Raw genomic sequence first — 25,976 nt, 5'->3', positions numbered from 1 at the left:
CGTGCGCTACACCGAACACCGCGTCGACGTCCCCGGGGCGGGCGCGTTCGGACGCGGCTGGGTGCTGTGGCGGAACGTCGCCGACGGTCCACAGCGGATCATGCCCGACGGAGCGCTGGACCTGATGGTCCACGAGGGCAGGTTCGTCGTCGCGGGTGCGGACCGGACGGCGGTCGATGTGGCCGGGACGGCCGGCACCGTGACGTGGGGTCTGCGCCTGCCACCCGGCGTCGCGCCCGCACTGCTGGGCGTTCCGGCAGGCGAGCTCACCGGCCTGCGCGTCGACCTCGCCGACGTCAGACGCACGCCCGTCGACCGTCCCGACCGGCCGTGGCGACTTCCCGGCGTCGCGGCGGCGTTGTGGCGGCAGGCGGCGCCCGACCCGGCGGAGCTGCGCCTGGCCGCCTCGCTCGACCGGGCTGCCCGCACCGGCGCTGCGGCACGGGAAGTGGCCGATGACCACGGCCTGTCGGAACGGTCGCTGCGGCGCAACGCGAACCGGTTCTTCGGCTACGGCATCAAGACCCTCACCTCGGTCCACCGCTTCCAGCGCGCGCTGCGGCTCGCCCGCTCCGGTACCCCGCTCGGCGAGGCGGCGGTGCTGGCGGGTTATGCCGATCAGGCGCACCTGACCCGCGAGGTGCGCAGACTGAGCGGCGTCACGCCCGGCGCGCTGACGGCGTGAACGTGGCCGTTTCGTACAAGCGGCGGCCGCGCCCGCGTGCCATCGTCCGAGCATGGGTATCGAACAGGCACGCGCGTTCCTGACCGCGCACGGGCGGCAGCTGGACCGGCGGCGATTCGACGCGATCACGGGCGCCGGCGACGGGCACGCAGTACTGGCCGCGCTCGAGGCATACCGCAACGACAACGGCGGCTACGGCTGGGGAATCGAATCCGACCTGCGCGCACCCGAAAGTCAACCCGCGGGCGCGCTGCACGCGCTGGAGGCGATGGTCGACGCCGAACCGGCGACCACGCCGCACGCGGTGGAGCTGCTGGACTGGCTCGCCTCGGTGACCCTTCCCGACGGCGGACTGCCGTTCGCACTGCCGGTCGCCGACGCGACGGGTTGCGCGCCGTTCTGGGCACAGGCGGACCCGCGAACGTCGTCGTTGCAGATCACGGCTGCGGTCGCGGCGCAGGCGCACCGGCTCGCGGCCTTCCACTCCGACGCGGCCGACCACCCGTGGCTCACGCGCGCCACCGAGTACTGCTTCGCCGAGATCCGCAACCTCGACGAGCGGCCGTTCGCGTACGTGCTGTCGTTCGCGCTGACGCTCGTCGACGCGGCCGCCGACACCCATCCCGAGGCTCCCGTGCTCCTCGACCACCTGGCGAGGTTCGTCCCCGCCGACGGTGCCGTGCCGGTCGAGGGCGGCGCCGAGGGCGAAACGCTGCACCTGCTGGATTTCGCACCCGAACCGGGACGGCCGGTGCGGGAACTGCTCAGCGAGGCCGCCGTCGCAGCGGATCTCCAGCGGGTCGAGCTCCTGCGGCGAACCGACGGCGGGTGGGCGGTGGACTTCGACAGCTACTCGCCCGCGGCGGAACTCGAATGGCGCGGCTACACGACCGTCGGCAACGTCGCGATACTCCTGCGCAACGGCCGACTGTGACCGGCCGACTGTGACCGGAGTTCGTGCTGTGGCCGGAGGCCGTGGCAGGACGGTCAGTAGTGCACGCGAAAGTGCCCGATCAGCGTGACGACGTTGCCGTCCGGGTCACTGAGAGAGCTCAACCGGACGCCCTTGTTGACGTCGCTGATCGCACCGAAGTGCAGGCCCCGCAACGCCAGCTCGTCGATCGCAGCGGGCAGGTCGGACACCGCAAGGTTGAGCAGTCCGCTCCCCGCACGGTCGGCGTCGGCCGTGACCTGGACCCATCCGCTCGGCGCCACGTGCCATTCGGCCAGCGACGGCATCGGGGTGTTGTCGGGGCCGCGTCCGAACAGTTCGCCGTACCAGGCGACGGCGGCGTCGATGTCGCCGACCGGAACGACGGCCAGCACGTGCTCGATTCGGAAGATGGCGGCGTTCATGACTCGGTCACCGCCACACCCAGCTCGGTGGCCAGGGCGGTCAACTGGTCCGCGGTACCCCGCTCGCGCCAGGCCGGCTGCTCCTGTCCGGGCAGGTACATGCCGTGTTCGGTGACCAGGACGCGGGTTGCTTCGCCGCCGTCGGCAGTTGCGGGCCGGAACTCCACGGTCGTCGCCGACACCGTGGACAACGCGTCGCCCGCCGTCAAGGTCGAGGTGTAGATGATGCGCTCGTTCGCCGCGATGTCGTGATAGCGGGCTTCGAAAGCCAGTTCCTCGCCGTTTTCGGCGGTACCGCGAACACATTCCGTGCCGCCGACGGAGAAATGCTGTTCGTGCTCGGCTCCCTGCGCGAACCAGCGCCGCCGCGCCTCGGGCCGTGCCCACGCCGAGAACACCGTCGACACCGGCGCCGGGGATGTCCGCTCCATCGTGAAGGTCGCGTGCGTGACGTCCATGCTCATCACTCCCGTAGGTACTCGTCGAGTTGATCGAGTTGCTGCTCCCAATGCGTTCGCTGTCGGCCGAGCCAGTGTTCAGCCATGCGCAACATGTCCGGTTCGATCTGGCAGGTTCGAACTCGGCCGACCTTCTCGGTCCGGATCACACCCGCCTTCTCCAGTACCTGAAGGTGCTGCATCACCGCAGGTAGCGACATGGCCAGCGGCTCCGCCAGCGACGAAACCGCCGCCGGGCCGCGGACGAGGCGTTCGACGATCACCCGGCGGGTCTCGTCGGCAAGCGCGTGGAACACCTCGTCCAGCGCCGCAGGTTGGTTAAGCATATCCTTAACTATCACATGCCGGCTCGGCAACGGTCAAGGAGATGCTTAAGTGATTCGACGGCCCCGCCCGCCGCCGACGGGCACGGGACCAACGGGGCGGCCGGCCGCCCCGGCTCCTTCCGGTCGCCCGGCGGCGCACACAAAAAAGTCCGCGACGCTCGTCGCGGACTCGAATAATCGGAAAGATACATCTTTCCCTGCCGTGCCTACTTTATAGCAGATCCCCGGTATTGCGGCAAGACCCTGCGCAGGGAGCACAATGCTCCGGTCGAAGAAATGGAATTTGCAGGGGGAATTGTGGAAACACCTGATGTCGTGCTGGACATCGCCGAGGTCGGCCACGGCGACATCGCCCGCGTCGGAGGAAAGGGAGCTCGGCTGGGAGAACTCTCGCGGATCGACGGGGTCGACGTCCCCGCCGGATTCTGCGTCACCACGGATGCTTTTCGTCGCGCACTCGCAGCCGCGCCGTCGCTGACGGATCAGCTCGACCGGCTGTCGCGGCTCACGCCGGACGACCGGAATTCGATTCGCGCCCTGAGCGCGGAGATCCGCAGCTCCGTCGAAACCGGCGGCCGGGCAGCCTTGGCGGCTCCGGGTGAGCTCGCCGAGGCGATCACGTCCCGGCTCGACCCGGGCGCCGCCTACGCCGTCCGGTCGAGCGCCACTGCGGAGGACCTGCCGACGGCGTCGTTCGCGGGCCAACAGGACACCTATCTGAACGTCGTGGGCCGTGACGCCGTGCTCGACCACATCCGTGACTGCTGGGCCTCGCTGTTCACCGAACGGGCCGTGACCTACCGGCTGCGGCGCGGCATCGACCACCGCCGGGTCGCGATGGCCGTCGTCGTGCAGCGGATGGTCGCTCCCGACGTGTCGGGCGTCGTGTTCACCGCCGACCCCGTCACCTCGGACCGGACGATCACGGCGGTGGAGGCATGCATCGGGCTGGGCGAGACGATCGCGAGCGGTACGGCGAACGCCGACTCCTACGCGATACGTGCCGGCGAGGTCGTCGACCGGACGTTCGCCACGAAGCCGGAGGCCGTCCGCGCCGGGCCGGGTGGCGGCACGGTCCGGGAGGAGATCCCTCCGGAGCAGCGGGACCTGCCCGCCCTGACCGACGCGCAGGCGGTGCAGCTCGAACGGCTGGGCAGGCGGATCGAGGAGCACTTCGGCGGGCCGCAGGACATCGAGTGGTGCCTCGCCGGTGACACGTTCCTGATCGTCCAAAGCAGACCCATCACGACGCTCTTCCCCGTTCCCGATGCAGGCGACGACGGTAATCACGTGTACGTCTCCGTCGGGCATCAGCAGATGATGACCGACGCGATGACACCGCTCGGGTTGTCGATGTGGCTGTTGACGACGCCAGCTCCGATGGTCCACGCGGGCGGCCGGCTGTTCGTCGACGTCACCCGGAGACTGGCCTCCTCTGCGACCCGCGACGGCCTGCTCGACGCGCTGGGCGGTTCCGACCCGCTGATCGGCGATGCGCTCCGGACGGTGCTCGACCGGGACGGCTTCCTGCCTGCACCTCCTGAATCCGATGAGTTCCCCGGTGGCAACGACCCGCCGGCCGCAGGCGCGGGTACGGCGGAGATCGAGCCCGACCCGGCGATCGCGGAGAAGCTGATCGCGCGCCACGAGGACTCGCTCGCCGAGGCGAAACGCCGCATCGCCGCCGCGTCCGGACCCGAGCTGTTCGACGTGATCCTGGAGGATCTGGCCGAACTCAAGCGGGTCATGTTCGATCCGCAGAGCCACCAGGCGATCACGGCCGTGTTGGAGGCGACCTCCTGGCTCAACACTCACGTCGACGAACAGCTGGGCGAGAAGGGTGCGACGGACACGCTGACGCAGTCCGCGCCGAACAACGTGACCTCCGAGATGGGACTGGCGCTGCTGGACGTCGCGGACGCGATCCGGCCGCATCCCGATGCGGTCGCGGTGCTGCGCGACGCCACGGGGGACGACTTCCTCGAGGAGCTGCCGCGTGTTCCGGGCGGCGAGGCGGCGCGCGACGCTATCGAGTCCTATCTGGACTCATACGGTATGCGCTGTGTCGGCGAGATCGACATCACCACACCGCGGTGGAGCGAACGGCCGTCAGCCCTCGTGCCGGTGATCCTCGGCAACATCGCGGGTTTCGAAGCGGGTGAGGCGCAGTGGCGGTTCGAACGGGGCCGCAGCGAAGCGGAACGGAAGAAGCGCGATGTGCTTGACCGGCTCAGGGCCCTGCCGGGCGGTGAAGGCGAAGCGGTGGAGGCCGAGCGGATGATCGACCTGCTCCGCACGTTCCTCGGCTACCGGGAGTATCCGAAGTACAGCATGGTCTGCCGCTATTTCGCGTACAAGCAGGCGTTGCTGGCCGAGGCGGACCGGCTTGTCACCGCCGCAGTGCTGCCGGACCGGGAGGACGTCTTCTTCCTGACGTTCGACGAGTTCCGCGACGTGGTCCGCACGCGGCACGCGGATCACGCGTTGATCGCGCGACGCAGAGCGGAGTTCGACGACCACCGGACGCTGACGCCACCGCGGGTGCTCACCTCGGACGGCGAGGCCGTGGCCGGGTCGTATCGGCGTGCGGACGTGCCGGACGGCGCACTGGCCGGATTGCCGGTGTCGACGGGGACGGTCGAGGGACGCGCCCGCGTCGTGCTGGACATGGCGCAGGCCGAGCTGCAGGAGGGAGACATCCTCGTCACCGCGTACACCGATCCGAGCTGGTCACCGCTGTTCGTCTCGGCCGCGGGCCTGGTGACGGAAGTGGGCGGCCAGATGACCCACGGCGCCGTCATCGCCCGCGAGTACGGGCTGCCCGCCGTCGTGGGCGTCGAGCACGCGACGCGGGCCGTGCCGGACGGTAGGCGCATCCGTGTCGACGGCACCCATGGCTACGTCGAACTCCTCGACTAGTCCGGCACGGGCCTCGACACCGCCGGGCTACCGGGGCAGCACGGCGGTGTCGAGCCAGGAGGTGAAGAACCGGTCCAGTGAACGGCCCGCGTACCGGGCGGCGAGGGCGGTGAAGTCGGCGGTCGTCACGGTCGAGTGCCGGTGCGTGCTCGTCCATTCGCGCAGCAGTGCGAAGAACGGGTCGTCGCCGAGTTCGCGGCGCAGGGCGTGCAGGGTGAGCGCGCCGCCTTTGTAGACGCGTTCGGAGAACATGCCGGTCACGCCGGGGTCGGCGAGGCGTGGCCCGCTCCCCTGTTGCGCGGGGGCGTCGCGCCAACGGTGGGCCAACGCGTCGGCGGATTCACCGCCGGAAGCCTCGGACCACAACCATTCGGTGTACGTCGCGAAGCCCTCGTTGAGCCAGATGTTCCGCCAGTCGGCGACCGTGAGGCTGTTGCCGAACCACTGGTGCGCGAACTCGTGCACGACGAGTCGTTCGTGGGTGCGCCGCCCGTCGACGTGGCCCGCGCCGAACACGGCCATACCCTGCGCCTCGATGGGGTCGTCGAGCTCGTCGTCGGTGACCACGATCGCGTACTCGTCGAACGGGTACGGGCCGAACCACCCTTCGAGGGCGGTGCGCATGTCCGGTTGCCGCCCGAAGTCGACGAGCGCGTTCTCCCGCAGCCGCGTGGGCACGTACAGTCGGGCACCGCCGAGGTCGACGTCGTCGTAGTATCCGATTTGGACACTCACCAGGTACGGCGCCGTCGGTTCGGCGCGTTCGAACACCCAGCGCACCGTGCTCGCCGACCTGCTCTTGTCGACGAGGCTTCCGGTCGCGACGACCGTGTACGGCGCGGGAACCTTCAGCGCGAGGCGGTAGGTGGCCTTGTCGGCGGGGTGGTCGTTGCACGGGAACCACGTCGGCGCGCCGATCGGCTGGCTCGCCACGAGCGCGCCCTCGGTGAGCTCGTCCCAGCCGACGTCGCCCCAGTCCGGTGACGAGATCGGTGCCGGGTTCCCCGCGTAGCGGATCTCGACGGTGAACTCGCCGCCCTCGGCGATGGACCGTGCCGGCTTGACGCGCAGTTTGTGCCCACGGTGGGTGTAGCGGGCGTTCGTGCCCGACACCTGCACGCGGCCGATCTTGAACTCGGCGAGGTCGAGCGTGAACGCCGACAGCGGCTGCGTGGCGACGGCGGTGATGCGGGCGCTGCCGGAGAGCCGGTTGGCCACCGGGCGGTACTCGAGGTCGAGGTCGTAGCGGCGCACCCGGTAACCGCCGTTGCCGTGCGCGGGCAGGTACGAGTCGCCGGAGCGGTCGGCGCCGGGTTCGGGCTGCGCCGTCATTCGCGACCCCACCCGCACTCGTTCCCCGGCCCGCGCTCCTCACCCCACGCGGCGATCGGGTTGCCCTGCCAACGGGAGTCGGCGGGCACGGCGTCTCCGCGCGTCACGAGTGATCCGGGACCGACCGTGGTGCGGTCGCCGACGCCTCCGCCCGGCAGCACGATGCCGTGCGGGCCGAGCGTCGCTCCCTCACCGAACTCGACGGTGTCCATGCTCATGATCCGATCATGGAACAGATGCGTCTGGATGACGCACCCGCGGTTCACCGTGGCGCCGTCGCCGATGCGGATGAGGTCCGACTCCGGCAGCCAGTACGTCTCCACCCAGGTTCCCCTGCCGATCCGCGCGCCCATCGTGCGCAGCCACGCGGGCAGCAGCGGGGTCCCGCCGACCCCGCCGACGAACCACGGCACGGCGAGCGTTTCGACGAACGAGTCCGCCAGCTCCGCCCTCCACACGAACGAACTCCACAGTGGACACTCCTTCGCGCGGAAGCGGCCCACCAGCGACCATTTCGCCACGGTCGCGACGGCCGCCGCAGCGACACCCGCGGCCAGCAGCACGGCGCCCGACGACAGCGCCGCGACCCACAGTCCGTACGCCGACCACACGGCGAGCAGCGCCGCGACGACCAGTACCGACAGCGCCACCGAGCACATCACCGGCACGACCCGGCACAGTTCCACGGCGCCGCGCGCGATCTGCAGTCTGCGCGGCGGGTCGAAGGTGCGGTCGCGGGCGCCGTTCTCGACAGCGCGTCGCAGCGGCATCGGCGGCATCCCGAGCCAGGACGAGCCCTTCTTTGCCTTCTTCGGTGTCGACGAGAGCACGCCGACCAGCCCGCGCTTGGGCACCGACCGGCCGGGCGCCGTGATTCCGGAGTTGCCGAGGAACGCCTGCTTGCCGATCCGCGCGGGCGCGACGTGCAGCCATCCGTTGCCGAGTTCGTACGCGGCGACCATCGTGTCGTCGGCGAGGAACGCTCCGCTGGCGATCTTGGTCATCTTGGGCACGGCCAGCACGGTCGACGCCTCGACACCGCTGCCGACCTTGGCACCGAGCAGCCGCAGCCACGCCGGCGTCAGCAGGCTGGCGTAGAGCGGGAACAGCGCCGAGCGGGCGGCGTCCATGAGCCGTTCGGTGGCCCACACCTGCCAGGCGAGTCTGCTGTGCACGGGGTGGAAGCCCTCGCGCAGTCCGATCCCGAGCGCGCGCACGCCCACCAGCACGAGCGCTGCGTACGTGCCCAGGTACGCGAGCGCCGCGACGGGCGCGAGCGCGAGCATCGGGCCGAGCGCCGCGGCGGGTCCGGACGCGGAAACGGCCACGGCGCCGAGGATCGCCACCGCGGGCAGCGCCGCGGCGGCGGGCAGCACACCGAGCACGAACGACGCGACGCCGTAGGCCAACGCCCAGCGACGCTTCCTGGCCGGCGTCTTCGACGGCCAGCGCAGCGCGCCCTTCGACTCGGCGGCCGCGGGCGATCCGGCCCAGCGCCTGCCTGCGGGAACGGCGCCTCGGACGGTCGCACCGGCGGCAACCTCGGCTCCCTTTCCGATGCGCGCGCCGGGCAGCAGTGTGCTCCGCGCGGCCACTCGCGCGCCCGCGCCGATGCGGATCTTGCCGATGTGGACGATGTCGCCGTCGACCCAGTGGCCGGACAGGTCGGTCTCCGGTTCGACGGCGGCGCCGCGGCCGAGCTTGAGCATGCCGGTGACGGGCGGAGGGGCGTGCAGGTCGACGTCCTCGCCGACCTTCGCGCCGAGCAACCGGGCGTAGTGGGTCATCCAGGAGGCACCCGCAACGTCGGTGGCTCCGGTGACGTCGGCGAGCCGTTCCGCCGCCCACAGCCGCAGATGCACCCGGCCGCCGCGCGGGTACCGGCCGGGTCGCAGGCCGCGCAACAACATGCGGGCCCCCGCCGCGGAGAGCGCGATGCGGCCCGCCGGGCTGAACAGCACGAGCCACGCCGCGGCGATCCCCCACCAGGGCACCGTCGGCACCCAGGTGACACCGACGAACCCGCCGAGTGCGGTCGACAGCACGGCCGCGATCGTCGTCCATCTCAGCCCGACGACCGTCAGCAGCGGAATCAGCAGCAGGCTCTGCACCAGCCCGGTCGACGCGGGCACCGGCGAGACGCGGCGGCGGCGTGCGGTCCTGCCCTCGAGCCCGTCGAGCTTCCCCGCCAGGTCGCCGAGCCGCGGATGCGTGTACACGTCGGTGACCGACACGTCCGGATACCGGGTGCGGATGTGCGCGACGAGCTGTGCGGCTGTGAGGCTGCCGCCACCGCAGGTGAAGAAGTCGGCCTTCGGATCGCCGGTGGTCACGCCGAGGATCGCGGCCCACCCCTCGGCCAGCCACTGCTCGGTCCCGGACAGCCCGTCGTCGGCGCCGGTCACCGATTCGGCGGGCAGCGGCCACGGCAGCGCGGCACGGTCGACCTTGCCGGAGGTGCGCACCGGCAGGTCGGCGACCACGGCGAGGAGCGGCACCAGCGCGGCGGGCAGCTGCTCCCGCAGCCGTGCGGTGGCGGAGTCGATGTCGAACCCGCCGCCGTCCCCTGGCAGCACGTAGCCGACGAGCACCTGGTTTCCCGCGTCGGTCTTGCGTACGGCGGCCGCGGCGCCCGCGACGCCGGGCAGCGACTGCAGCGCGCCGTCGACCTCGCCGAGTTCGATGCGCCGGCCGCCGAGTTTGACCTGCTCGTCGGCCCGGCCGAGGAACACGAGCCCCTCGGGGTCGGCGCGCACGAGGTCACCGCTGCGGTACGCGCGCTCCCAGCCGAGGGACGGCAGCGGTGCGAACTTCTCGGCGTCCTTCTCGTCGTCGAGGTACCGGGCGAGGCCGACGCCGCCGATCACGAGTTCGCCCGTCGCACCCATCGGCACGGGCTCGCCGTCGTCGACCACGGCGAGCTGCCAGCCGTGCAGCGGCAGCCCGATCCGCACCTGGCCCTCGCCGGACAGCTGCTCCCCGCAGGCGACGACGGTGGCCTCGGTCGGCCCGTAGGTGTTCCACGCCTCGCGTCCCTCGACGGCGACGCGCGCGGCCAGCTCCGGCGGGCACGCTTCGCCACCGAAGATGAGCAGCCGGATGTCCTCGAGCGCCTCGGCGGGCCACAGCGCGGCGAGGGTCGGCACGGTGGACACGGCGGTGATGCGGCGTTCGAGCAGCCACGGCCCGAGGTCGACGCCGGTGCGCACGAGCGCGCGCGGGGCGGGAACGAGGCAGGCGCCGTTGCGCCACGCCAGCCACATCTCCTCGCACGACGCGTCGAACGCCACCGAAAGCCCGGCGAGCACGCGGTCGCCCGGCCCGAGGGGTTCGTCGGTGAGGAACAACTGCGCCTCGGCGTCGACGAACGCGGCCGCGCTGCCGTGACTGACCGCGACGCCCTTGGGCTTACCGGTCGAGCCGGACGTGAAGATGATCCACGCGTCGTCGCCGGGCGTCGGCGTGCCGGGCATGCCGCGTGGCTCGCCGACCCGCTCGATCGCGCCGCCGTCACGCAGGACGACGCCGACGTCCGCCTCGTCGAACACGAGCGCGGCGCGCTCCTCCGGATCGTCGATGTCGACCGGGACGTAGGCGGCGCCCGCGGCGAGCGCGCCGAGGATCGCCACGTACAGCTCGGTGGTGCCCGACGAGATGCGGATGCCCACGCGGTCGCCGACCCCGACACCCTCGGCCGCCAGTTTCGCCCGCACGGTGTCGATCTCGGCGGCGAGGGCGCGGTAGGTGAGCACGGTCGACCCGTCGTCGATCGCAGGCGCGTCCTTGTGCCGCGAGATGGTGTCGTCGAGGACGTCGAGCAGCGTCCGGACGGTCGGCGCGGGCCCGGTCCGGAACACAGCGCGGGCGGCGGGGTCGGGGGCGGGCGTCGGTCCGGCGGATCTGTCGATCGCGATCGTCACAAGCCCTCACAGGCGCTATCCGGGCCAGCTCCGGGTGAGACGGCCGAGAACGACCGATCAGCATAGCCAGCACGACCAGCACATATCGGACCGGTGTAGAGAGGATCACACGACAGGGGACATCCGGTGGGCGTCACTCGGCGAGCCGGTGGACCACGACCGCACCGCCGTACGCCGGCAGGTCGAGGCGCTGATCATCGGTGGCGGTGTACTCGTCGATGACCGCCTGGATCCGGTTCTGCAACTCGGCGGCGTCGGCGTCCGACAGGTGCAGCGCGAAGCGGAAGAACGTACTGACCGAGCCGGGGCCCGCCGCGCGGAGTTCGTCCTGCAACGCCGCCAGCGGGGCGTCGGCGCCCGCCGGGTCCGTGCGCGCCGGATCATCGAGCCAGACGTCCCTCGGCACGGCCCGGTACGGCTTCTCCAGCGCGCCCTTCTCACCGGTGCGCACGGCGACCTGTTCCAACAGACCGGCCTGCACCAGGTGCCGGACGTGGTGGAGCACCGTGCCCGGGTCACGTTCGAGACGCGCGGCGAGTTGTTTGTTGGTCAATTCCTGTTGCCAGCAGAGCCGCAGGATGCGCAGTCGCAGCGGATGCCCGAGCGCCTTCGCCTCCGCAGCGGTGGTGTCCCTGCTGGACAGCCGGGACGGAACGCGGGCCGGATCGGTCATGCCCGGACCCTAGTCCATGGATGGAGTTTTCTCTTATCGATGGATTTTTCCCCATCGATGTGTGATTCTCCATCGCATGGGTGTGACCAGGAGCGACCCGCCACGACTGGGCGCTCCCTACCGCCGGTTGTGGACGTCGACTGCCTTCTCCAGCCTCGCCGACGGGCTGTTCCGGGTCGGGCTGCCACTCGTGGCCGTGACCATGACCCGGTCGCCGACGCTGATCGCCGGCATCACTCTCGCCGTGACCCTGCCGTGGCTGCTGTTGGCGCTGCCGGTGGGTGCGCTCGTGGACCGGCTCGACCGGCGCCACGTCATGCTCGGCGCCAACCTCGTCCGCGCCGCCCTCGCCGTTGCGCTCATCGGACTGCTCTCGTCGGACGTGTCCGCGATCTGGGTGCTGTACGCGATCGCGTTCGGCGTGGGCGCGGCCGAGGTCTACTACGAGATCGCCGCCCAATCGATCGTCCCCCGGCTGGTGCACCACGACGTCCTGGCACGCGCGAACGGCAGGCTGTTCGGAGTGCAGCTCACCGCGGACGAGTTCATCGGGCCGCCGCTCGCCGGACTCCTCGTCGCTACGGGAGCAATGGCGGCGGTCGCGGCTCCCGGCGCGCTGTGGGCACTCGGCGTGGCGGTGCTACTGCTGGTCCGCGGCCGATTCCGGGTCGACTCCCCTGCGGCGCCACAGGGAACGGCACGGCAACCGGCGACGGGGCGAATGGTGCGCATGGGGCGCCGACCGGCCGGCCTGCGACGGGACATCGCGGAAGGGGTGCGCTTCCTGTGGCGGCAGCCGTTGCTGCTGCGGTTCACGGCGATGAACGGGCTGTTCAACCTGGCCACGAGCGCCGTGTTCGCCGTATTCGTGCTGCAGGCGCTCGGCCCGATGGGGCTGTCCGAAGCCGCTTACGGGGTGCTGCTGTCCGTCATCGCCGCGGGCAGTCTCGTCGGCTCGGGCCTCGCCGAGCGCGTGGAACGAACCCTCGGCCGAACCCGCACACTCTGGACTTCGTACGCGGCGGCCGTGCCGACCGTCGCCGTGCCCGCGCTCACCACGAACGCATACGTGATCGGCGCCGCGTTCTTCGTCGGCGGTGCCGGAATCCTGGTGTCCAACGTCGTGACGGTGTCGCTGCGCCAGCGCATCACCCCCGACCGGTTGCTCGGCCGCGTGATCAGCGCGCACCGCCTCGTGGCCTGGGGAACCAAACCGTTGGGAGCCGCACTCGGCGGAATCATCGGTGAACTGCTCGGCGTTCGCATCGTATTCGCGGTGATGACCGTCGTGGCGCTGGCGATGCTGACGGCGTTGCTCGGGGTCGACGATCGCAGGCTCGACGCCGCGGTGCGCGCCGCCGACCACTGAACCGACTCGCCGCGGAACGTCTCGTCAGTGGCCGGACCCTGCGGGTGCCTCCGCGTCACCGGGCGGTTCACCGTCGGGCCACACGCACGGCGACGACGCACCGAGCGACAGGCTGCCGTCCTTGCTCTGCTGCACGGACATGCGGAACGCGTCCTCGCCGTGTTCGACGGACACGAAGCGGTCGTCGGAGGCACGTTCATCGGCCAGCACCCGGAAACCACCGGACGTCCAGTGGCCGTGGAGCGTGTCGACGATCTCCGCGCTGCGTTCGGTCGGGATCCTGTCGAGCCAGTACGTCCTGCCGACCTGGTAGCGCCCGGCCGGGCCGTTGTCGTCGGGGTCGGTGCATTCGAGCTCGTCGTCCCGGTGCAGTGTCAGCTCCGGCGTCACGGGCAGTGCCGCGACGGCACGGTCGATGTGCTGCTGCGCCCTGTCCCGCGCCTGTTCGATCGTCAGCGTCCTCAACTGCCGCCCGCCTTCCGTGCCGCCACTGTCCGTGCCCTCGCCCGAGCCGCTTGCCGCATCACCACCGCACCCTTCCGCCAGCAGCACGCCCACGACCAGGGTGGGCAGCACCCACCGCGTCCGCCTGCACCGCGCCGACCGCGGATTCGGTTCCCTCATGGCCCCATCATGACGGCGACTCGCCAACCACGATGCGGCCGAGGTTGCGCAACGGTGTGGAGTTCTCGTCCCAGTACTCCGAATGCGCCTCCGTCGACGTGCCGTACCACGAGTCGGTGCCCTCGCCCGCGTCGAACACCTCGGCGCCGAAGTCCTCGCTGATCGGCTGATTGTCGTGGATGACCGGCGGGGTGTTGCGGATGACGTCGTTCTCCGCGGTGCCGGCGTAGACGTTGGCGTCGTCGGCCAGGTTGAGTTCGGACACGTGGTCGGCGCCGACGCCGGGACTGCCGATGAACACGGCGTTGTCGACGTCGAGTTCCTTGTCGCCCTGTGCCGAATACCCGACGACGGTCGACCCGTAGCTGTGGCCGATGAGCGTGTTGTTGGACGGCTGCCCCTCGTGCGTGGCCCGCAAACCGTCCTGAAAGGACTGTAGGTCGCCCGCGGCGTCCTCGGCGTATTCGGCTTTCGTCGCCGCGCCGAGGTCCTGCGGCGCGTCGTAGCCGACCCAGGTGATGGCGGCGTTGCTGCTCCCGCGGTCGGTCTGCGCGGCCTGGTCGAGCAGCGCGTCGGCCTTGTCGAGTTCGCCGCCGATCTTCGACAGGTTCGACCCGGTCCCCGGGACGGATGTGACGACGTTGTCGGCCGTGTCGGGATTTCCGGTCGCGACGATGCCGCGGCCGTTGCCCTCGGTGGAGAAGTCGAGCAGGTACGCCTCCGGCCTGGTTTCGGTCGGCTCCCGTTCGAGGCGTTCGTGAATCGCGTCGAGGCCACGCAGTGTCCGGTCGATCTCCTCGAGCTCACTCGCCTCCGCGGAGTATTCGGACGGTCCGAGGTTCTCGAGTTCGTCACGGCGTTCGTTCAGTTGGGTGTATTCCTCGGTGAACCGGATCCGGTTGGCACGGTCGCGATCCTCAGCGGGAATCCCGTCCAGGCCGCCGATGACGTCGCCGTGGGTGTAGATGGCCGATTCCTGCTCGGTGGGGCTCAGCTCGTCCCACCACTGCTTGACCTCCGCGGCCGAGGCGTCGCGGGGAATGTCGGCCGGGGTCACGATGTTGCCCTCGCCGGTGGCTTCGAGTTCGAGGCCCGCCGACTCCGGCGTTGCTTTGTCCAAAGCAGACACCGCGGTGCGGTCGGCCTCCCTGGCGGCCTTGAGAGCCCGGGAGAGCTTTCCGGTCAGTTCGTCCGCGAGATCCGAAGCCGCCTGCTTCTCGTCGTCACTGCGCATGTCGCCCGGGCCGCCGGGAATCGCCCGGACGGTGCCGTCCTGCTGCAGCCGCAGATGCCCGTTGGAATCGACGGTCTCGGCGACGCTGCTGACGGTCTTCTGCGCCTCGGACACGGCGTCGGACAACGTGCGCAGGGCGGGCGGGATCCTCTCGATGTACTCGGCGGCCGTGGAGTAACCGTCGCGCACGTCGCCGATGTGGGACCGGGCGGTGTCACCGGCGTCCCCGCTCCAGCCCTCCAGTGGCCGTGCCGCGGCCGCGAGGTCGGAGTCGGTGGAGGAGAGTTCACCGGCCAGGCGCGACCACTTGTTCGCGAGGTTGTCGAAGGATCCCGGGTCGGCAGACCGCAGCTGTTCGAACGAAACCACGTCATGCCTCCGAGTGCAGGTCGGGCAGGGTGTCGAGAACGGTGTCCTCCATCTGCTCGTAATCGCTCGCGCCGTCGCGCAGCAGTTCCCCTGCCACCGCGGTTCGCTTGTTGAGATCGTCGACGTGGTACTCCCACAGCTCGGCGAGCCCCCTCACCTTGCCCGCGGCGCTGAATCCGTCGTTGTCGTCGGCGTGCACCGCGGCAGCGCCGCTGAACTCGGCGACCGCTTCGCCGGCACCGTCTGCCAGCGAAACGAGCTTGTCGCCGGTGCTGACGAGTGTCTCGGGATCGACGTCGTAACCGCTCACGTCGGGCCTTTCTCCGGTGGGCAGGTGAGGAACAGAAAGTATCGAACCGGACATCGCCGTGTGACCACTTTCGGTGAACAGCTGCCCACGATGACATGAGCGGCAACCTCTCGGCACGTCGGCGGATGCGGCATACTCCGTCGCATGCCCGCGACAGCCGTCAGGGGCAACTGGAGGACCGATGCCGAACGCAGCAACTGCGAGTTCCGGCGGGTCGGCGGGTGACCGGTTCCGCCGGTGGATGTTCGCCCGTCACGCGCATCCGGTGAGCGCGTGGTCCCGCTGGGCCACCACGCCGCTGCTGGTGGTGCCACTGTGGACCCGCGACTGGCGGCACGCGGTTCCGATCGCGGTGTGGATGGCGATCAATCCGGTCGTGACCCCGCCGGTGCGCAGCGACAAGAACTTCGCAACACGCGCCATCCTCGGTGAGGAACAGTGGATCGCGGACCCGAAGCAGGACCCGGGCTCGGCCGGTCTCAACGCGGTCGGCTCGGCCGGTCTCGCGGCTGCGGCGCTGGGTGCGTGGACGAAACGGCCGGTGCCGACGGTCCTCGGTCTCGCGTGGTCCATGACCGTGACCATGCTCGGCTGGCGGCGGTACGCCGATCTCTACGACCGGCAGTCCGGCGACCGCGGGTGACGCGTTCGTTCAGGCTTCCTGCCGGCCCGCCGTGCCGGAACGGCGGCGTACGGGATGCTTCGACATGAGGGACACACGGTTGAAGGCGTTGATGGTGATGGCCGCCCACGTGATCAACGAGACCTCGTCGTCGGTGAGGTTGGCGCGCGCCCGTGCGTAGGCCTCGTCGTCGGGGTGCTGCTGGGCGACCAGGGTCACCGCTTCGGTCAGTTCCAGCGCGGCCTGCTCACGTGAGGTGAACAGGTCGGTGTCACGCCAGCCCGGCAGCACCGCCAGCCGCTGAACGGTCTCACCCGCTTCGATCGCGAGGTGGGTGTGCCGGTCGAGGCAGAAAGTGCACGCGTTGAGCTGGGAAGCCCGGACGTTGACCAGTTCCAGCAGGACCGTGTCCAGGCCGATCTCACGTGCCCGGCTGCGAATCTCGGTCGCCGTCGCCGTGAGCGCCTTGAACACGGATGGCGTCTGCTTGTCGATGAAAACCCGATCGGACATCGTTCACCCCGTCCGCTCGCGCACCGCGGCCAGTGCGTCCGTGGTCACCTTGTCGACGATGTCGTCGACGTCGTGGTGGCGTTCGAGATACTTCTTCACGAACGGGCACACCGGCACGATCCGCAGGCCAGCGGCACGCGTGTCGGCCAGCGCGTGACCGATCAACGTGCTGCCCAGCCCCATTCCGCCGAAGTTGTCGCCGATCTCGGTGTGGTAGAAGATCCGCTGCCCGCCGCGGTCGACGTACTCGGTGAAACCCGCGGGCTGCTCGCCGACGCTGATCTCGTAGCGGTTGCGGTCTGCGGCCTTGGCGACTTCCGCCGCTGCGGCATCGTCGGACATGGCTTCCCTTCGGTCTCGCATCGTCCGGTCCACTTCGCACGATACGGGCTCGCCGCAGAATGTTCCGGATGATCGGCAGGCGGCCGAGCACCTGCGACCGGAGGAGCCGAAGTCATCGGTGAAACGAAAAGACCCGCGCTCGTGAGTGAGCGCGGGTCGTCACACTGTGTGGAGCTGAGGGGAATCGAACCCCTGACCTCTGCCTTGCAAAAGCAGCGCTCTACCAATTGAGCTACAGCCCCTGGGCCTGCGAACGGTGGCGATCGCAGGCGCCGGTGTCAGTTCTGGCCCGCTCCGGTGTTGGCCGGAGTGCTGCCGTTGAGGGACGCACCGTTGACGTGGGTGTCGACCGGTGCCGTGGCCTCGCGCCACAGGTCCGCCTCGGCCTTCGCATCCTTGTTGCGCTTGATGACGAAGAACACGCCACCCGCGACCACGGCGAACGCCAACAGCTTCTTCACGGCCGAAGCCTCCCTCTGGCACGAACTGACCCTGCCGCCTCGATGCTACTGCACGCCGTCGCAGCCGGTTTACGCGGTCCGGTCACGCGGGCAGCCGACGGATACGCGGCCATGGGCAGTGACCCGGCCGCAGGTACGGGCACGAGAGGCACAGGAGGTTCACATGAACCGCAGGGACGAACAGCAGGAAGGCCTCAAGGGTGCCGTCGAGGACATCAAGGGCCGCGTGAAGCAGGCCGCCGGCTCCCTGCTCGGGCACGACTCGATGCAACAAGAAGGCAGTGCGCAACAGGACAAGGCCGAGGCCCAGCGCGAGGTCGCCGAGAAGGAGGCGCAGGCCAAGGAGGCCGAGCGCAAGGCCACCGAGTCCCAGGCGCGCGAGCGCTCTCAGCAGGAGTGAGAACTCATGATCGCGGGTGGTTCCACGTGGAACCACCCGCGATCTCGGCTGTAGAACACCAGGTCAGGACTCCGTCGACGACGGCAGGACGCCCGATGGACAACCCGCGCCCACCGCTGCGGCGCGCCTGTCTCACTTCTGTTGCGTCACTCGTGTTGCACCGCGCTCGCGTTGCGGACCGAATTCAGGACATCTAATATCCAGGTTGTGCGGATGAGCGAGGGAGTCGAGTGGGCGGTCCACAGCTGCCTGAACCTGGCGTGGCTGGGTGAACGAGCCGTGCCCGCGGCCCGACTCGCGGCGTTCTACGAGCTGCCCGCGGCGTACCTCAACAAGCAGTTGCAGGCCCTGGCCCGCGCGGACATCCTCACGTCCGTATCGGGTCCACGTGGGGGTTTCCGGCTCGCGAGGCCACCCGAGAAGGTCACGCTGATGGACGTCGTCGCCGCCGTCGACGGTGACGAACCGGCGTTCCGGTGTACCGAGATCCGCCAGCGCGGCGGCTCGGGCGGCGGCGATGCCGACGCCTACCGCAAGCCCTGCGCGATCGATGCCGCGATGCGCAAGGCCGAACTCGCCTGGCGGCGCGAACTCGCCGGGCAGACGGTCGCCGACGTCATGACGACCGTCGAACAAGCGAACCCCGGCGTGCCCGACAAGGTGCGCCGCTGGTTCGACGACACCCGCTGACAACCGCCACAGCATGGGCGCGCGCTCAGCCGTCCAGATATTCCGGATATTGAACATCCAGAAAAGGAGAGGCCGATGCAGGGACGACTCGAAGGACTGCAGTCCGCTGCCGCAGGCGGTTTCCAAGCCATGTACGCGATGGAGTCTTTCCTCGCCAGCAGCGACGTTCCCCATGGATTGCTGCACCTGCTGAAACTGCGTGTCAGCCAGATCAACGGCTGCGGGTTCTGCGTCGACATGCACGCCCGGGACGCGGCCGCTGACGGCGAGAGCACCGAACGCGTCAACGGGGTCGCCGCGTTCCGCGAGATGCCGTACTTCACCGAAGCCGAACGTGCGGCGCTCGAACTGGCCGAAGCCGCGACCCGGATCGCCGACAACCCGCACGGCGTTCCCGACGACGTGTGGCAGGCCGCCCGCAAGCACTACGACGACACCCAGCTCGGCACGCTGATCATGGCGATCGCCGCGATCAACGCGTGGAACCGCATCAACGTCACCAACCGGACCGAGGCGGGAACCTTCACCCGCTAGGCCGAGTGTTGTTCCGCCCCCAAGGGCACTTTGGTCGCATTCAATGCGACCAAAGTGCCCTTGGGGGCTTTCCGGTGGTGACGGTCAGTCGTCGGTTCCGCCGTCGAGCCAGATGCAGGGCGACGACGCACCGAGCGAGAGGTCACCTTCGATGCTCTGGGTGACGGACATGCGGAACGCGTCGCCGTTGTGCTGCACCGACACGAAACGGTCGGCGGCGTCGCGATGGTCGGCGAGCACGCGGAAATCGTGCGACGTCCAGTGCTCGAGGAGCACATCGACCAGCTCGGCGTTGCGGCCACCGGGAAGGTCGTCGAGCCAGTACGTCTTGCCGACCTCGTAACGTCCGCGCGGACCGCGATCCTTCGGGTCGTCGCATTCGAGCGCGTCGTCGCGCTGCACCGTCAGCGTGGGCTGCACGGGCAGCGCGGCGACGGCGCGTTCGATGTGTTCCTGCGCTCGCGCACGCGCCTCGTCGTGGGTCAACGTCCGCATGACCTGTGCCCCTTCCCCTGGCGCGCAGTGCCGGCCAGCGTCACAACGGCCCTCTGCCCAGGATGATCGCGGCGAAGTTACGCAGCGAATCCGAATCGGTGTTCCAGTACTGCGAATGCGCCTCGGTGGACAGGCCTGCGGTGAACCACTCACCGTCGGCCCCGGGATCGGACTCGAACACGGTCGCGCCGAAATCGTCGTCGATCGGCTGCGGCCCGTGGACGAAGTCGGGCGTCAGGCGGATGACGTCGTTCTCCGCCGTCGTGGCGAAAACACGGCCGCTCTCCGGGAGTTGCAGCTCCGACACGTGGTCCACACCGACGCCCGGACTGCCGACGCACACCACCGCGTCGACGTCCAGGGGAGCTTGGGACGCGGCGTGCCCGACCACCGTCGAGCCGTAGCTGTAGCCGATGATCGTGTTGTACGAGCGCTCACCGTCGCGGGTGGCACGTAGACCGTCCTGAAAGGACCGCAACACCTCGCCGCCGACCACGGCACGGTCGTCGCTCGCCGACTCGAGCAAATCCTGCGGCGCGTCGTAGCCGAGCCAGGTGATCGTGGATGTGTTGGTGCGGCGCGACAACTGGCCCACCCGGTCGACGATCGCGTCCGACTTGTCGATCTCGGAGCGGACGGTCTTCAGGTTCGTACCGGTGCCCTGCACGTTCGTGACGACGTTGTCCGCCGTGTCCGGATCACCCGTGGCGATGATCGCGCGGCCCCTCCCCTCGCGGGACAACCCGACGAGGAACGCCCGAGGCCGCGCGCGCGTGGCCTCACTGTCGATGTACCGCTTGATCGCGTCCATGGCCCTGATGACGGCCGCTCGGTCGTCATCGGGTTCGTTCCGCTGCTGTGCCGTGACGTCGGCGTACTCGGCGTCGAACACCAGCCGGTTGGCGCGGTCACGGTCCACGGTCGGAACGCCGTCGAGCGCACCGATCCCGGCCGGGTCGGCGGAGATCGCCGCGTCGCGCTCCTCGGCCGGCAAGCCCCGCCACCAACCGGCGACCTCGGCGGGCGAACCGGCCGCGGGGATCCCGTCGACCGGACCGGTTCTGCCACCCGACTCGACCGCCACTGCCGCCTCCACGGTTCACACCACGCTCGACAACGCCGGAAGCAGCGTAGCGGTACGCAAGGCTGCCAACCAACGCTTTCGGACCACGGTCCGGGACTTGAATCTGCGAGTTCCGTCGTGCGGACACCGACCTCGGGCGGTGCCCGCACGACGGGAACGTTCGAAACGGAAGGGTCGAACTACTCGTGATCGATCACTGAAAACGACAAAACAGACAAGACTCCAGTGGGTGAACCAACAATCTGCGGGTGCACGGTAGCGCACGTATTGAGGTATAAACCCTGCGGCGAGATTATATCCGGGTACGAATAGAACCGAGTTCGGCCGCGACACAGAAGAATTCCTCATTATTCGGAGCCGACGTCCCGACGGATTGGCCAATTCGTTATGGGATGTGACACCACCGTTGCAGGGTGTGTGCGTCGAGCAACTGTGGAAGGCTGATTTGTGAGCCCGATGACGGGCTTACCCCAATAAGCGGTCCCGCCCTTCCGGACATTGCAGTGCATCGAAAGGACGGGACCTTCCCTGTCAGCAGACAGAGAAAGGGATTATCGCATGCGTACTATCAAGCGCGCCATGGTGGCCAGTGCCCTCGCACTTCCGCTCACACTCGGAGCGGCGGGTGTCGCGTCGGCGGACAGCTTCTCGCAGGAGCACTCGCACGCCGGGCCGAACGGCTCCATGTCGCACAGCGTGCAGTCCGGCACCGGAGCAGACGGCGGCAGCTCCTACGACGAGTCGATGACCTGGGCGGGCCCTGACGGCTCCAGCAGCTCGGGCACCAGCTCGAACGCGGGCGCCGACGGCTCGGCCAGCTTCGAGAGCTTCGAGAACAGCGCCGGTCCTGACGGCGTGAGCTCGAGCAACACGAGCGCCAGCACCGGTGGTGCCGGCTCGTCCGACGAGGGGTCGCTGAGCGGCCTGCTGGGTGGCCTCGGCCTCTGATTCCTCGCTAGACAACGGAACGCTCCGCTTATCCCGGCGGACGCCAGATGTCTGGCCGGGGCCCTGGGCCCCGGCCAGACATCCACGTCGAAAGGATGCCTCCGAATGGGCAGACCGTCGCGTGCAGCACTCGGCCGATCGGCAGTCGCCGCCGGGCTGGTCCCCGTCGCGCTCCTACTCGCGAGCCCCGGCAGCGCGCACGCCGACCCTCGTCCGACGGGCGGTGATCCCGCGCAGGAACAGCTGTCAACAAACGGCTCTGCGACCGATGAACGGTCCGAGGCGGTGCACAGCAAGCACACTTCCGGACACGAACGGGTGTTCTCGATCGGTGATGATCTCGGTGTCACGAGAGCCTCCACTCACCACCACGAGCACACGGTCAGCGGCGAACGGATGACTCACCCCGACGGGTCGGCGACAGTCACCACCCAGGAGCGAAGCCGCACCGCCGGAGCGTCGGCAGGACGCATCAGCCTCGGCCCGGTCGGCCGCGTGACGTCGAACTCCGCGGACTACCGGTCACAACGACGCCACACGGCGACCGGTGAGAGCTCCGACGATCGTGGCGGTTCGCGAGCCGTGCACACCAACCGACAACGCACCGCCAACAGAGCGACGTCGCATGCCGCGCAGCTCGGTCCGGTCGACGGACGACTCAGCACCGCGCGAGCGACATCGACACGGGCGATGCATGGGGGTTCGCCTCACGACGGGCCCCAGAACCCGGACGACTCCACTCCGCACCGAACCGCTTCCAGGAACGTGGCAGGAAACTTCCAAGGGAAACTGGATGTAGCGCGGATTGTCGGAGTAGACGCCCGCGCCGTGCACTTCAACCAGCGTCACGCCGAATCAGGCGACAGGGCCGAAAACCGTCCTCATCGAGAAGGCCGCCTCGAACTCGGTGTCACGGCGCTGGGAAGGCCACTACTCGAAGTGAAACCGGAATCCCCGTAGACGCACCGGAACTCCGTATCGAGCCATGCGGCGCGGTACGACGCGAACCGGCGTGGCGCGAGCTGATGCGGTGTGTGGCGATGCCGTCATGCCGACCGACAGTGGCACCAGGACAGGGGCACGTCGATTACCTCCTCGGCAATCACTCCGCGCACCGGCTCAGTCTACCGTCGGCGTATGACGGTCGGCCCGCTGCTCCGCGCATGGCGCACCCGCAGAAGGCTCAGCCAACTAGGGCTGTCGGCACAACTCAGGGTGTCCGCGCGGCACGTCAGCTTCGTGGAAACCGGCCGCTCCGGCGCAAGCCGCGCGTGGCTGCCGCAACTCGCCGAACACCTCGACGTGCCGCTGCGCCCGCAACGAACCGTTGCTGGCCGCCGGATACGCACCCCGCGTTCGGCGAGCACCGGCTCGACGACGGGGCGATGGAACCCGTGCGGCGGGCCAGCGACACCGTCCTGACCGCACACGAACCACACCCCGCTCTGGCCGTGGACGACTGCTGGAACGTCGTTGCGGCCAACGGCCAGCGCCGATCCACGCGTGGCGGAGCTCTACACCGAACTGGCTTCGTACGGCGAAACACCGGGCTGGCGATCGAACGGCCGGACGCCCGGCAACGGCGCCTCCGTACGGGTCGGTTCGCACCACGGTGCGCCGACCACCGACGACAGGGTGTTCCTCGCGGGCGGTTGAGCGCGGTGTTCCTCCGTGCGTGTTCCGACGTTGCCGTGTTCCGGTTTCCGTGTCCCTGTAGTCCGCGTCCCCATGTGGAGTCTGCTGTGGATGGTCAGGGTGACCGAACGCCCACGACCCGACCCGCACCGGACGCGGGCACAATCATCGGTGTGACAAGCGACGACACGGGACGGGAACGCCGGGAGCAGGGACGCCATGGCACACGACGTGCCGCAAGTGACAGTGCTGCAAGTGATCCGGCCGGCGACCGGGAGGGCAGTGGGGCGACGATCGAGCTAAGCCTCGACGAGATCCGGGCCGTCGCCGCGTTCGCCGTGGAATGCGCCGAGCCGGCGGCCTCGATCTTCGAACAGGCGTGTCCGCGGGATTCGCGCGCACGGGACGCCCTCGATGTCACCCGCGCGTTCGCCGAGGGAGCGCGGCGGTCGAAGGCGATCCGCGATGCAGCGTGGGCGGCGTGGCGGGCGTATCAGGAGACCCGTGATGCCGGTCTGGCCGCCGCGAGTGAGGCCGCCCGGTCGGCGCACACGGCGGCGAGCTCGGCGTACCTGCACCCGCTGTCGAAAGCGACCCAGGTCAGACACATTCTCGGGGCAGCTGCTCACACGGCGCAGGCATGCGAACTCGACGCAGGTGACAACGCGGACGTCGCCGCCGAGCAACTCCGGCGGGCGCAACGACTGGCGACACCGGCCGTGATCGACGTGCTTCGCCGCTATCCCACCGCCCCAACAGGTGGCGCCCGTCCCGGTGAGCTGATCCGCACACTCGACGCCGTGTTACGCGACACGAGCTGCCGCGGCGTCGACGACGACGGCGCGCGTCCGCGAAGCGGCGGCACCGGCACGTGACGGCGCTACCCGCCGTTGTCTTACGGCACCCGCACGAATGTCCGAATCCTCGGGCATTCCGCGCCCGGCGGTGGGAGCATCCGCTCATGGACCTTCCACGCGAGTTCCGGGATCTGCTCGACCGTGACCACATCACGACGCTCATCGCCCGGTACGTGACAACGCTCGACAACGGCGAGTTCGACATGGAATGGGGCCGTTCGCTGTTCACCGACGATGTCCACATCGAGTTTCCGCTGGGTCCGGTGGACGGTGTCGAACGCGTCGTGGAACAGCACCGTGCGGTCATGTCGTCCTGGGACCGGACGCTGCACTTCAGCTCCGACCATGTCGTCGAACTGGACGGCGACCGGGCGGAGGTGTGGGGAAGGCTGGTGGCCCTGCACGTGCACGCGAATGCCGAACCGAGGGCGCCGCTCATCGCCGCACAGAAACTCCAGGCGACGACGGTGCGCACTGCCGACGGCTGGCGCTTCGAACGTGTGGTGTTGCGGCCGAGCTGGACGACGGGCGAACCGCCCACCGACATCGAACAGGTCATCCGCTGACCTCAGGCCGCTCGTCCGCCGATCTTTTCCCCGGAAACTGCAAAGACGAGCGCCGACAAACGGCAACACGGTCCCGCGCCCCCGAAGCACCGCGTCCCGAGCGCAGAACACGCGTGCACGCACGCAGGACACGCGGTGCTGAGTGCAGAACACGCGCAAAGGAAATAGAAAAGGCGCCTCCCGCGTGTAGCAGGAGGCGCCTTCTCGTGGTGGGCCCAGGAGGACTTGAACCTCCGACCTCATCGTTATCAGCGATGCGCTCTAACCGTCTGAGCTATGGGCCCGTGCAGCGGTGAAAACTCTACCTCACCGCCGCGGCACGGTTGACACGGGGTCACTCCGTCCTCGGTCCGCTCGTCACGCCGCCCATCGTGGCCGTCGTGGCGGGCGCACCGGCTCGTCACTCCCGCTCGGAGAGCGTCACCTCCAGGCCACCGGCCAGGTCGGCGGACACGTTGTAGATGAACGCGCTGACCGTGGTCAACGCCGAGATCAGCACGATGTTGATGGCGCCGACGATGGCGGCGATACCGAACACGCGGGGCGCCGTGATGAACGGATCCCCGGCACCCTCGGTCGCCTCTCCCTGCACGAGCGAGGTGTACGTGCCGTTGATCTGATCCCACACGCCCATGCCTTCGAGCACGGTGTACAGCACACCGACCGCGACCAGCCAGATGAAGAACAGCGCCACGCCCAGCACGAGCGACAGCTTGAGCACCGACCACGGGTCGAAGCGCTTGACCTGCAGGCTCGCGCGCCGCGGCCCGCGGCCCGGCCTGCGCAGCGCACTGACCGGCGTCGACCGCTTCGCCCCGCCGGAGGACCCGCCCGCCGCGGTGCCGACCCCCTCGGGAGGGGCGAGCTGGTCCTCACCGGCCTCGGAACCGCCGCCGAACAACCTGCCTGCGGCCGTGCCGCTCACCACCTGCGTGTCGGCGTTGCTGCCCGCGTAGTCGCCGGCCGAGCCGGCCGCGGCGTACTGCTCCGTCGGCTGCTCGGCCGACTGGTACCCCGCCGACCGATACGACGCCGACTGGTACCCGGCCGACTGGTACGACGCCTCGTCGGCGGGCAGCTCGCCAGACGACCAGCGCTGGCCGAAGCCGTCACCGTCGGCGTCCGACACGGTGTCGACATCCTTCGCGACCCGCTGCCACGGCGGTGCGACCTCGTCGTCGGTACCCGCGTCGGCGCCGCGCTGTTCGGTGTTGTCGGGTGGTGTCACTACCGGTCAGTCCCTCGTCCGCGCTT

28 protein-coding genes and 2 tRNA genes are annotated in these 25,976 nt (G+C 69.6%); 13 read left to right on the top strand and 17 right to left on the bottom strand.

The genetic code is table 11. The features are described from left to right. Position 1: 1 nt before the first annotated feature. Together LY12_RS15970 and LY12_RS15965 are read left to right on the top strand one after the other, a co-directional pair. Positions 2–685 carry a helix-turn-helix transcriptional regulator gene (locus LY12_RS15970; RefSeq protein ID WP_253857566.1) on the top strand — a complete coding sequence of 228 codons (684 nt, stop codon included), beginning with the start codon at positions 2–4 and terminating at the stop codon, positions 683–685. 52 nt (positions 686–737) lie between these two features. After that, positions 738–1,619: a hypothetical protein gene (locus LY12_RS15965; RefSeq protein WP_253857565.1), complete on the top strand. Its 882-nt coding sequence runs from the start codon at positions 738–740 to the stop codon at positions 1,617–1,619. Positions 1,620–1,672: 53 nt separating this feature from the next. Here the strand turns inward: LY12_RS15965 and LY12_RS15960 are convergent, their stop codons facing one another. Genes LY12_RS15960 through LY12_RS15950 form a run of 3 tightly spaced genes read right to left on the bottom strand, consistent with a single transcriptional unit; the run spans position 1,673 to position 2,825 of the window. Next, positions 1,673–2,041, bottom strand: coding sequence for a VOC family protein (locus tag LY12_RS15960; protein WP_253857563.1), 369 nt, complete (start codon positions 2,039–2,041; stop codon positions 1,673–1,675). Continuing rightward, on the bottom strand, positions 2,038–2,499 hold the full coding sequence (locus tag LY12_RS15955; RefSeq protein WP_253857562.1) for an SRPBCC domain-containing protein: 462 nt from the start codon (positions 2,497–2,499) through the stop codon (positions 2,038–2,040). The genes LY12_RS15960 and LY12_RS15955 overlap by 4 nt, the downstream gene beginning before the upstream one ends. Before the next feature lie 5 nt (positions 2,500–2,504). Then, positions 2,505–2,825: an ArsR/SmtB family transcription factor gene (locus tag LY12_RS15950; protein WP_253857560.1), complete on the bottom strand. Its 321-nt coding sequence runs from the start codon at positions 2,823–2,825 to the stop codon at positions 2,505–2,507. Between the two features lie 297 nt (positions 2,826–3,122). Between LY12_RS15950 and rph the strand changes: the two genes are divergently transcribed. Beyond that, positions 3,123–5,744 (top strand): rifamycin-inactivating phosphotransferase, encoded by a 2,622-nt coding sequence (gene rph / locus LY12_RS15945; protein ID WP_253857558.1) that lies wholly within the window; start codon positions 3,123–3,125, stop codon positions 5,742–5,744. 27 nt (positions 5,745–5,771) lie between these two features. On the opposite strand, the gene LY12_RS15940 is transcribed toward rph, so the two are convergent. The 3 genes from LY12_RS15940 to LY12_RS15930 all read right to left on the bottom strand — a co-directional run bounded on the left by LY12_RS15940 (position 5,772) and on the right by LY12_RS15930 (position 11,669). Next, positions 5,772–7,076 carry a M1 family metallopeptidase gene (locus tag LY12_RS15940; RefSeq protein WP_253857556.1) on the bottom strand — a complete coding sequence of 435 codons (1,305 nt, stop codon included), beginning with the start codon at positions 7,074–7,076 and terminating at the stop codon, positions 5,772–5,774. Then, entirely contained in the window at positions 7,073–10,996 is a 3,924-nt protein-coding gene (locus LY12_RS15935) for a Pls/PosA family non-ribosomal peptide synthetase (RefSeq protein WP_253857554.1), read from the bottom strand. The genes LY12_RS15940 and LY12_RS15935 overlap by 4 nt, the downstream gene beginning before the upstream one ends. Positions 10,997–11,129: 133 nt before the next feature. Next, on the bottom strand, positions 11,130–11,669 hold the full coding sequence (locus tag LY12_RS15930; RefSeq protein ID WP_253857552.1) for an ArsR/SmtB family transcription factor: 540 nt from the start codon (positions 11,667–11,669) through the stop codon (positions 11,130–11,132). Positions 11,670–11,745: 76 nt separating this feature from the next. Between LY12_RS15930 and LY12_RS15925 the strand changes: the two genes are divergently transcribed. Continuing rightward, complete coding sequence (locus tag LY12_RS15925) at positions 11,746–13,038, top strand: MFS transporter (protein WP_253857550.1); 1,293 nt, start codon at positions 11,746–11,748, stop codon at positions 13,036–13,038. Positions 13,039–13,062: 24 nt separating this feature from the next. Here LY12_RS15925 and LY12_RS15920 read toward each other — a convergent pair whose 3' ends face one another. From LY12_RS15920 to LY12_RS15910, 3 genes are read right to left on the bottom strand one after another with little or no spacing between them, the layout of a single operon-like run. Then, positions 13,063–13,662, bottom strand: coding sequence for a hypothetical protein (locus LY12_RS15920; RefSeq protein WP_253857548.1), 600 nt, complete (start codon positions 13,660–13,662; stop codon positions 13,063–13,065). Positions 13,663–13,669: 7 nt separating this feature from the next. Further along, a complete protein-coding gene (locus LY12_RS15915) occupies positions 13,670–15,265 on the bottom strand; it encodes an alpha/beta hydrolase (protein WP_253857546.1) in 1,596 nt (531 codons plus the stop codon). A 1-nt stretch (position 15,266) separates the two neighbouring features. Further along, a complete protein-coding gene (locus LY12_RS15910) occupies positions 15,267–15,575 on the bottom strand; it encodes a hypothetical protein (RefSeq protein ID WP_253857544.1) in 309 nt (102 codons plus the stop codon). Between the two features lie 181 nt (positions 15,576–15,756). On the opposite strand from LY12_RS15910, the gene LY12_RS15905 reads away from it, so the two are divergent. Next, positions 15,757–16,218 (top strand): DUF6653 family protein, encoded by a 462-nt coding sequence (locus LY12_RS15905; protein ID WP_253857542.1) that lies wholly within the window; start codon positions 15,757–15,759, stop codon positions 16,216–16,218. A gap of 9 nt (positions 16,219–16,227) precedes the next feature. Here LY12_RS15905 and LY12_RS15900 read toward each other — a convergent pair whose 3' ends face one another. The 4 genes from LY12_RS15900 to LY12_RS15885 all read right to left on the bottom strand — a co-directional run bounded on the left by LY12_RS15900 (position 16,228) and on the right by LY12_RS15885 (position 17,513). Continuing rightward, the gene (locus tag LY12_RS15900; protein ID WP_253857540.1) at positions 16,228–16,710 is read right to left on the bottom strand and encodes a carboxymuconolactone decarboxylase family protein; all 483 of its coding nucleotides are present in this window, start codon (positions 16,708–16,710) and stop codon (positions 16,228–16,230) included. Positions 16,711–16,713: 3 nt separating this feature from the next. Next, positions 16,714–17,052 (bottom strand): GNAT family N-acetyltransferase, encoded by a 339-nt coding sequence (locus tag LY12_RS15895; protein WP_253857538.1) that lies wholly within the window; start codon positions 17,050–17,052, stop codon positions 16,714–16,716. A gap of 169 nt (positions 17,053–17,221) precedes the next feature. Then, positions 17,222–17,294: transfer RNA gene (locus tag LY12_RS15890), tRNA-Ala, on the bottom strand. A gap of 36 nt (positions 17,295–17,330) precedes the next feature. Continuing rightward, positions 17,331–17,513, bottom strand: coding sequence for a DLW-39 family protein (locus tag LY12_RS15885; protein ID WP_183780938.1), 183 nt, complete (start codon positions 17,511–17,513; stop codon positions 17,331–17,333). A gap of 163 nt (positions 17,514–17,676) precedes the next feature. On the opposite strand from LY12_RS15885, the gene mbp1 reads away from it, so the two are divergent. The 3 genes from mbp1 (at position 17,677) to LY12_RS15870 (ending at position 19,137) form a co-directional block, all read left to right on the top strand. Further along, on the top strand, positions 17,677–17,913 hold the full coding sequence (gene mbp1, locus LY12_RS15880) for a microaggregate-binding protein 1 (RefSeq protein WP_183780941.1): 237 nt from the start codon (positions 17,677–17,679) through the stop codon (positions 17,911–17,913). A 207-nt stretch (positions 17,914–18,120) separates the two neighbouring features. Continuing rightward, a complete protein-coding gene (locus tag LY12_RS15875) occupies positions 18,121–18,603 on the top strand; it encodes an RrF2 family transcriptional regulator (RefSeq protein WP_253857530.1) in 483 nt (160 codons plus the stop codon). A gap of 75 nt (positions 18,604–18,678) precedes the next feature. Beyond that, positions 18,679–19,137, top strand: a complete 459-nt coding sequence (locus LY12_RS15870) for a carboxymuconolactone decarboxylase family protein (protein ID WP_372493531.1) — start codon at positions 18,679–18,681, stop codon at positions 19,135–19,137. Positions 19,138–19,221: 84 nt separating this feature from the next. On the opposite strand, the gene LY12_RS15865 is transcribed toward LY12_RS15870, so the two are convergent. After that, a complete protein-coding gene (locus LY12_RS15865; protein ID WP_253857528.1) occupies positions 19,222–19,632 on the bottom strand; it encodes a hypothetical protein in 411 nt (136 codons plus the stop codon). 40 nt (positions 19,633–19,672) lie between these two features. Beyond that, positions 19,673–20,728: an alpha/beta hydrolase gene (locus LY12_RS15860; protein ID WP_253857526.1), complete on the bottom strand. Its 1,056-nt coding sequence runs from the start codon at positions 20,726–20,728 to the stop codon at positions 19,673–19,675. 546 nt (positions 20,729–21,274) lie between these two features. Between LY12_RS15860 and LY12_RS15855 the strand changes: the two genes are divergently transcribed. The 5 genes from LY12_RS15855 to LY12_RS15840 all read left to right on the top strand — a co-directional run bounded on the left by LY12_RS15855 (position 21,275) and on the right by LY12_RS15840 (position 24,722). Next, positions 21,275–21,664 (top strand): hypothetical protein, encoded by a 390-nt coding sequence (locus LY12_RS15855; RefSeq protein WP_253857524.1) that lies wholly within the window; start codon positions 21,275–21,277, stop codon positions 21,662–21,664. 1,137 nt (positions 21,665–22,801) lie between these two features. Continuing rightward, a complete protein-coding gene (locus LY12_RS26280; protein ID WP_372493530.1) occupies positions 22,802–23,086 on the top strand; it encodes a helix-turn-helix domain-containing protein in 285 nt (94 codons plus the stop codon). A gap of 81 nt (positions 23,087–23,167) precedes the next feature. Next, on the top strand, positions 23,168–23,320 hold the full coding sequence (locus LY12_RS15850; protein ID WP_253857522.1) for a hypothetical protein: 153 nt from the start codon (positions 23,168–23,170) through the stop codon (positions 23,318–23,320). Between the two features lie 152 nt (positions 23,321–23,472). Beyond that, the gene (locus tag LY12_RS15845; RefSeq protein WP_308292131.1) at positions 23,473–24,174 is read left to right on the top strand and encodes a putative immunity protein; all 702 of its coding nucleotides are present in this window, start codon (positions 23,473–23,475) and stop codon (positions 24,172–24,174) included. 86 nt (positions 24,175–24,260) lie between these two features. Continuing rightward, positions 24,261–24,722: a nuclear transport factor 2 family protein gene (locus tag LY12_RS15840; protein ID WP_253857520.1), complete on the top strand. Its 462-nt coding sequence runs from the start codon at positions 24,261–24,263 to the stop codon at positions 24,720–24,722. Between the two features lie 207 nt (positions 24,723–24,929). Here LY12_RS15840 and LY12_RS15835 read toward each other — a convergent pair. Further along, a tRNA-Ile gene (locus LY12_RS15835) sits at positions 24,930–25,006 on the bottom strand. Between the two features lie 116 nt (positions 25,007–25,122). Beyond that, complete coding sequence (locus tag LY12_RS15830; RefSeq protein ID WP_253857518.1) at positions 25,123–25,950, bottom strand: DUF3566 domain-containing protein; 828 nt, start codon at positions 25,948–25,950, stop codon at positions 25,123–25,125. Positions 25,951–25,976: the final 26 nt, after the last annotated feature.

This window comes from Prauserella alba (assembly GCF_024171735.1).
GTDB classification, from domain to species: Bacteria; Actinomycetota; Actinomycetes; order Mycobacteriales; family Pseudonocardiaceae; genus Prauserella; species Prauserella alba.
Note: the sequence above shows the minus strand (reverse complement) of the source record. Positions and strands in the feature narration are given on the sequence as shown.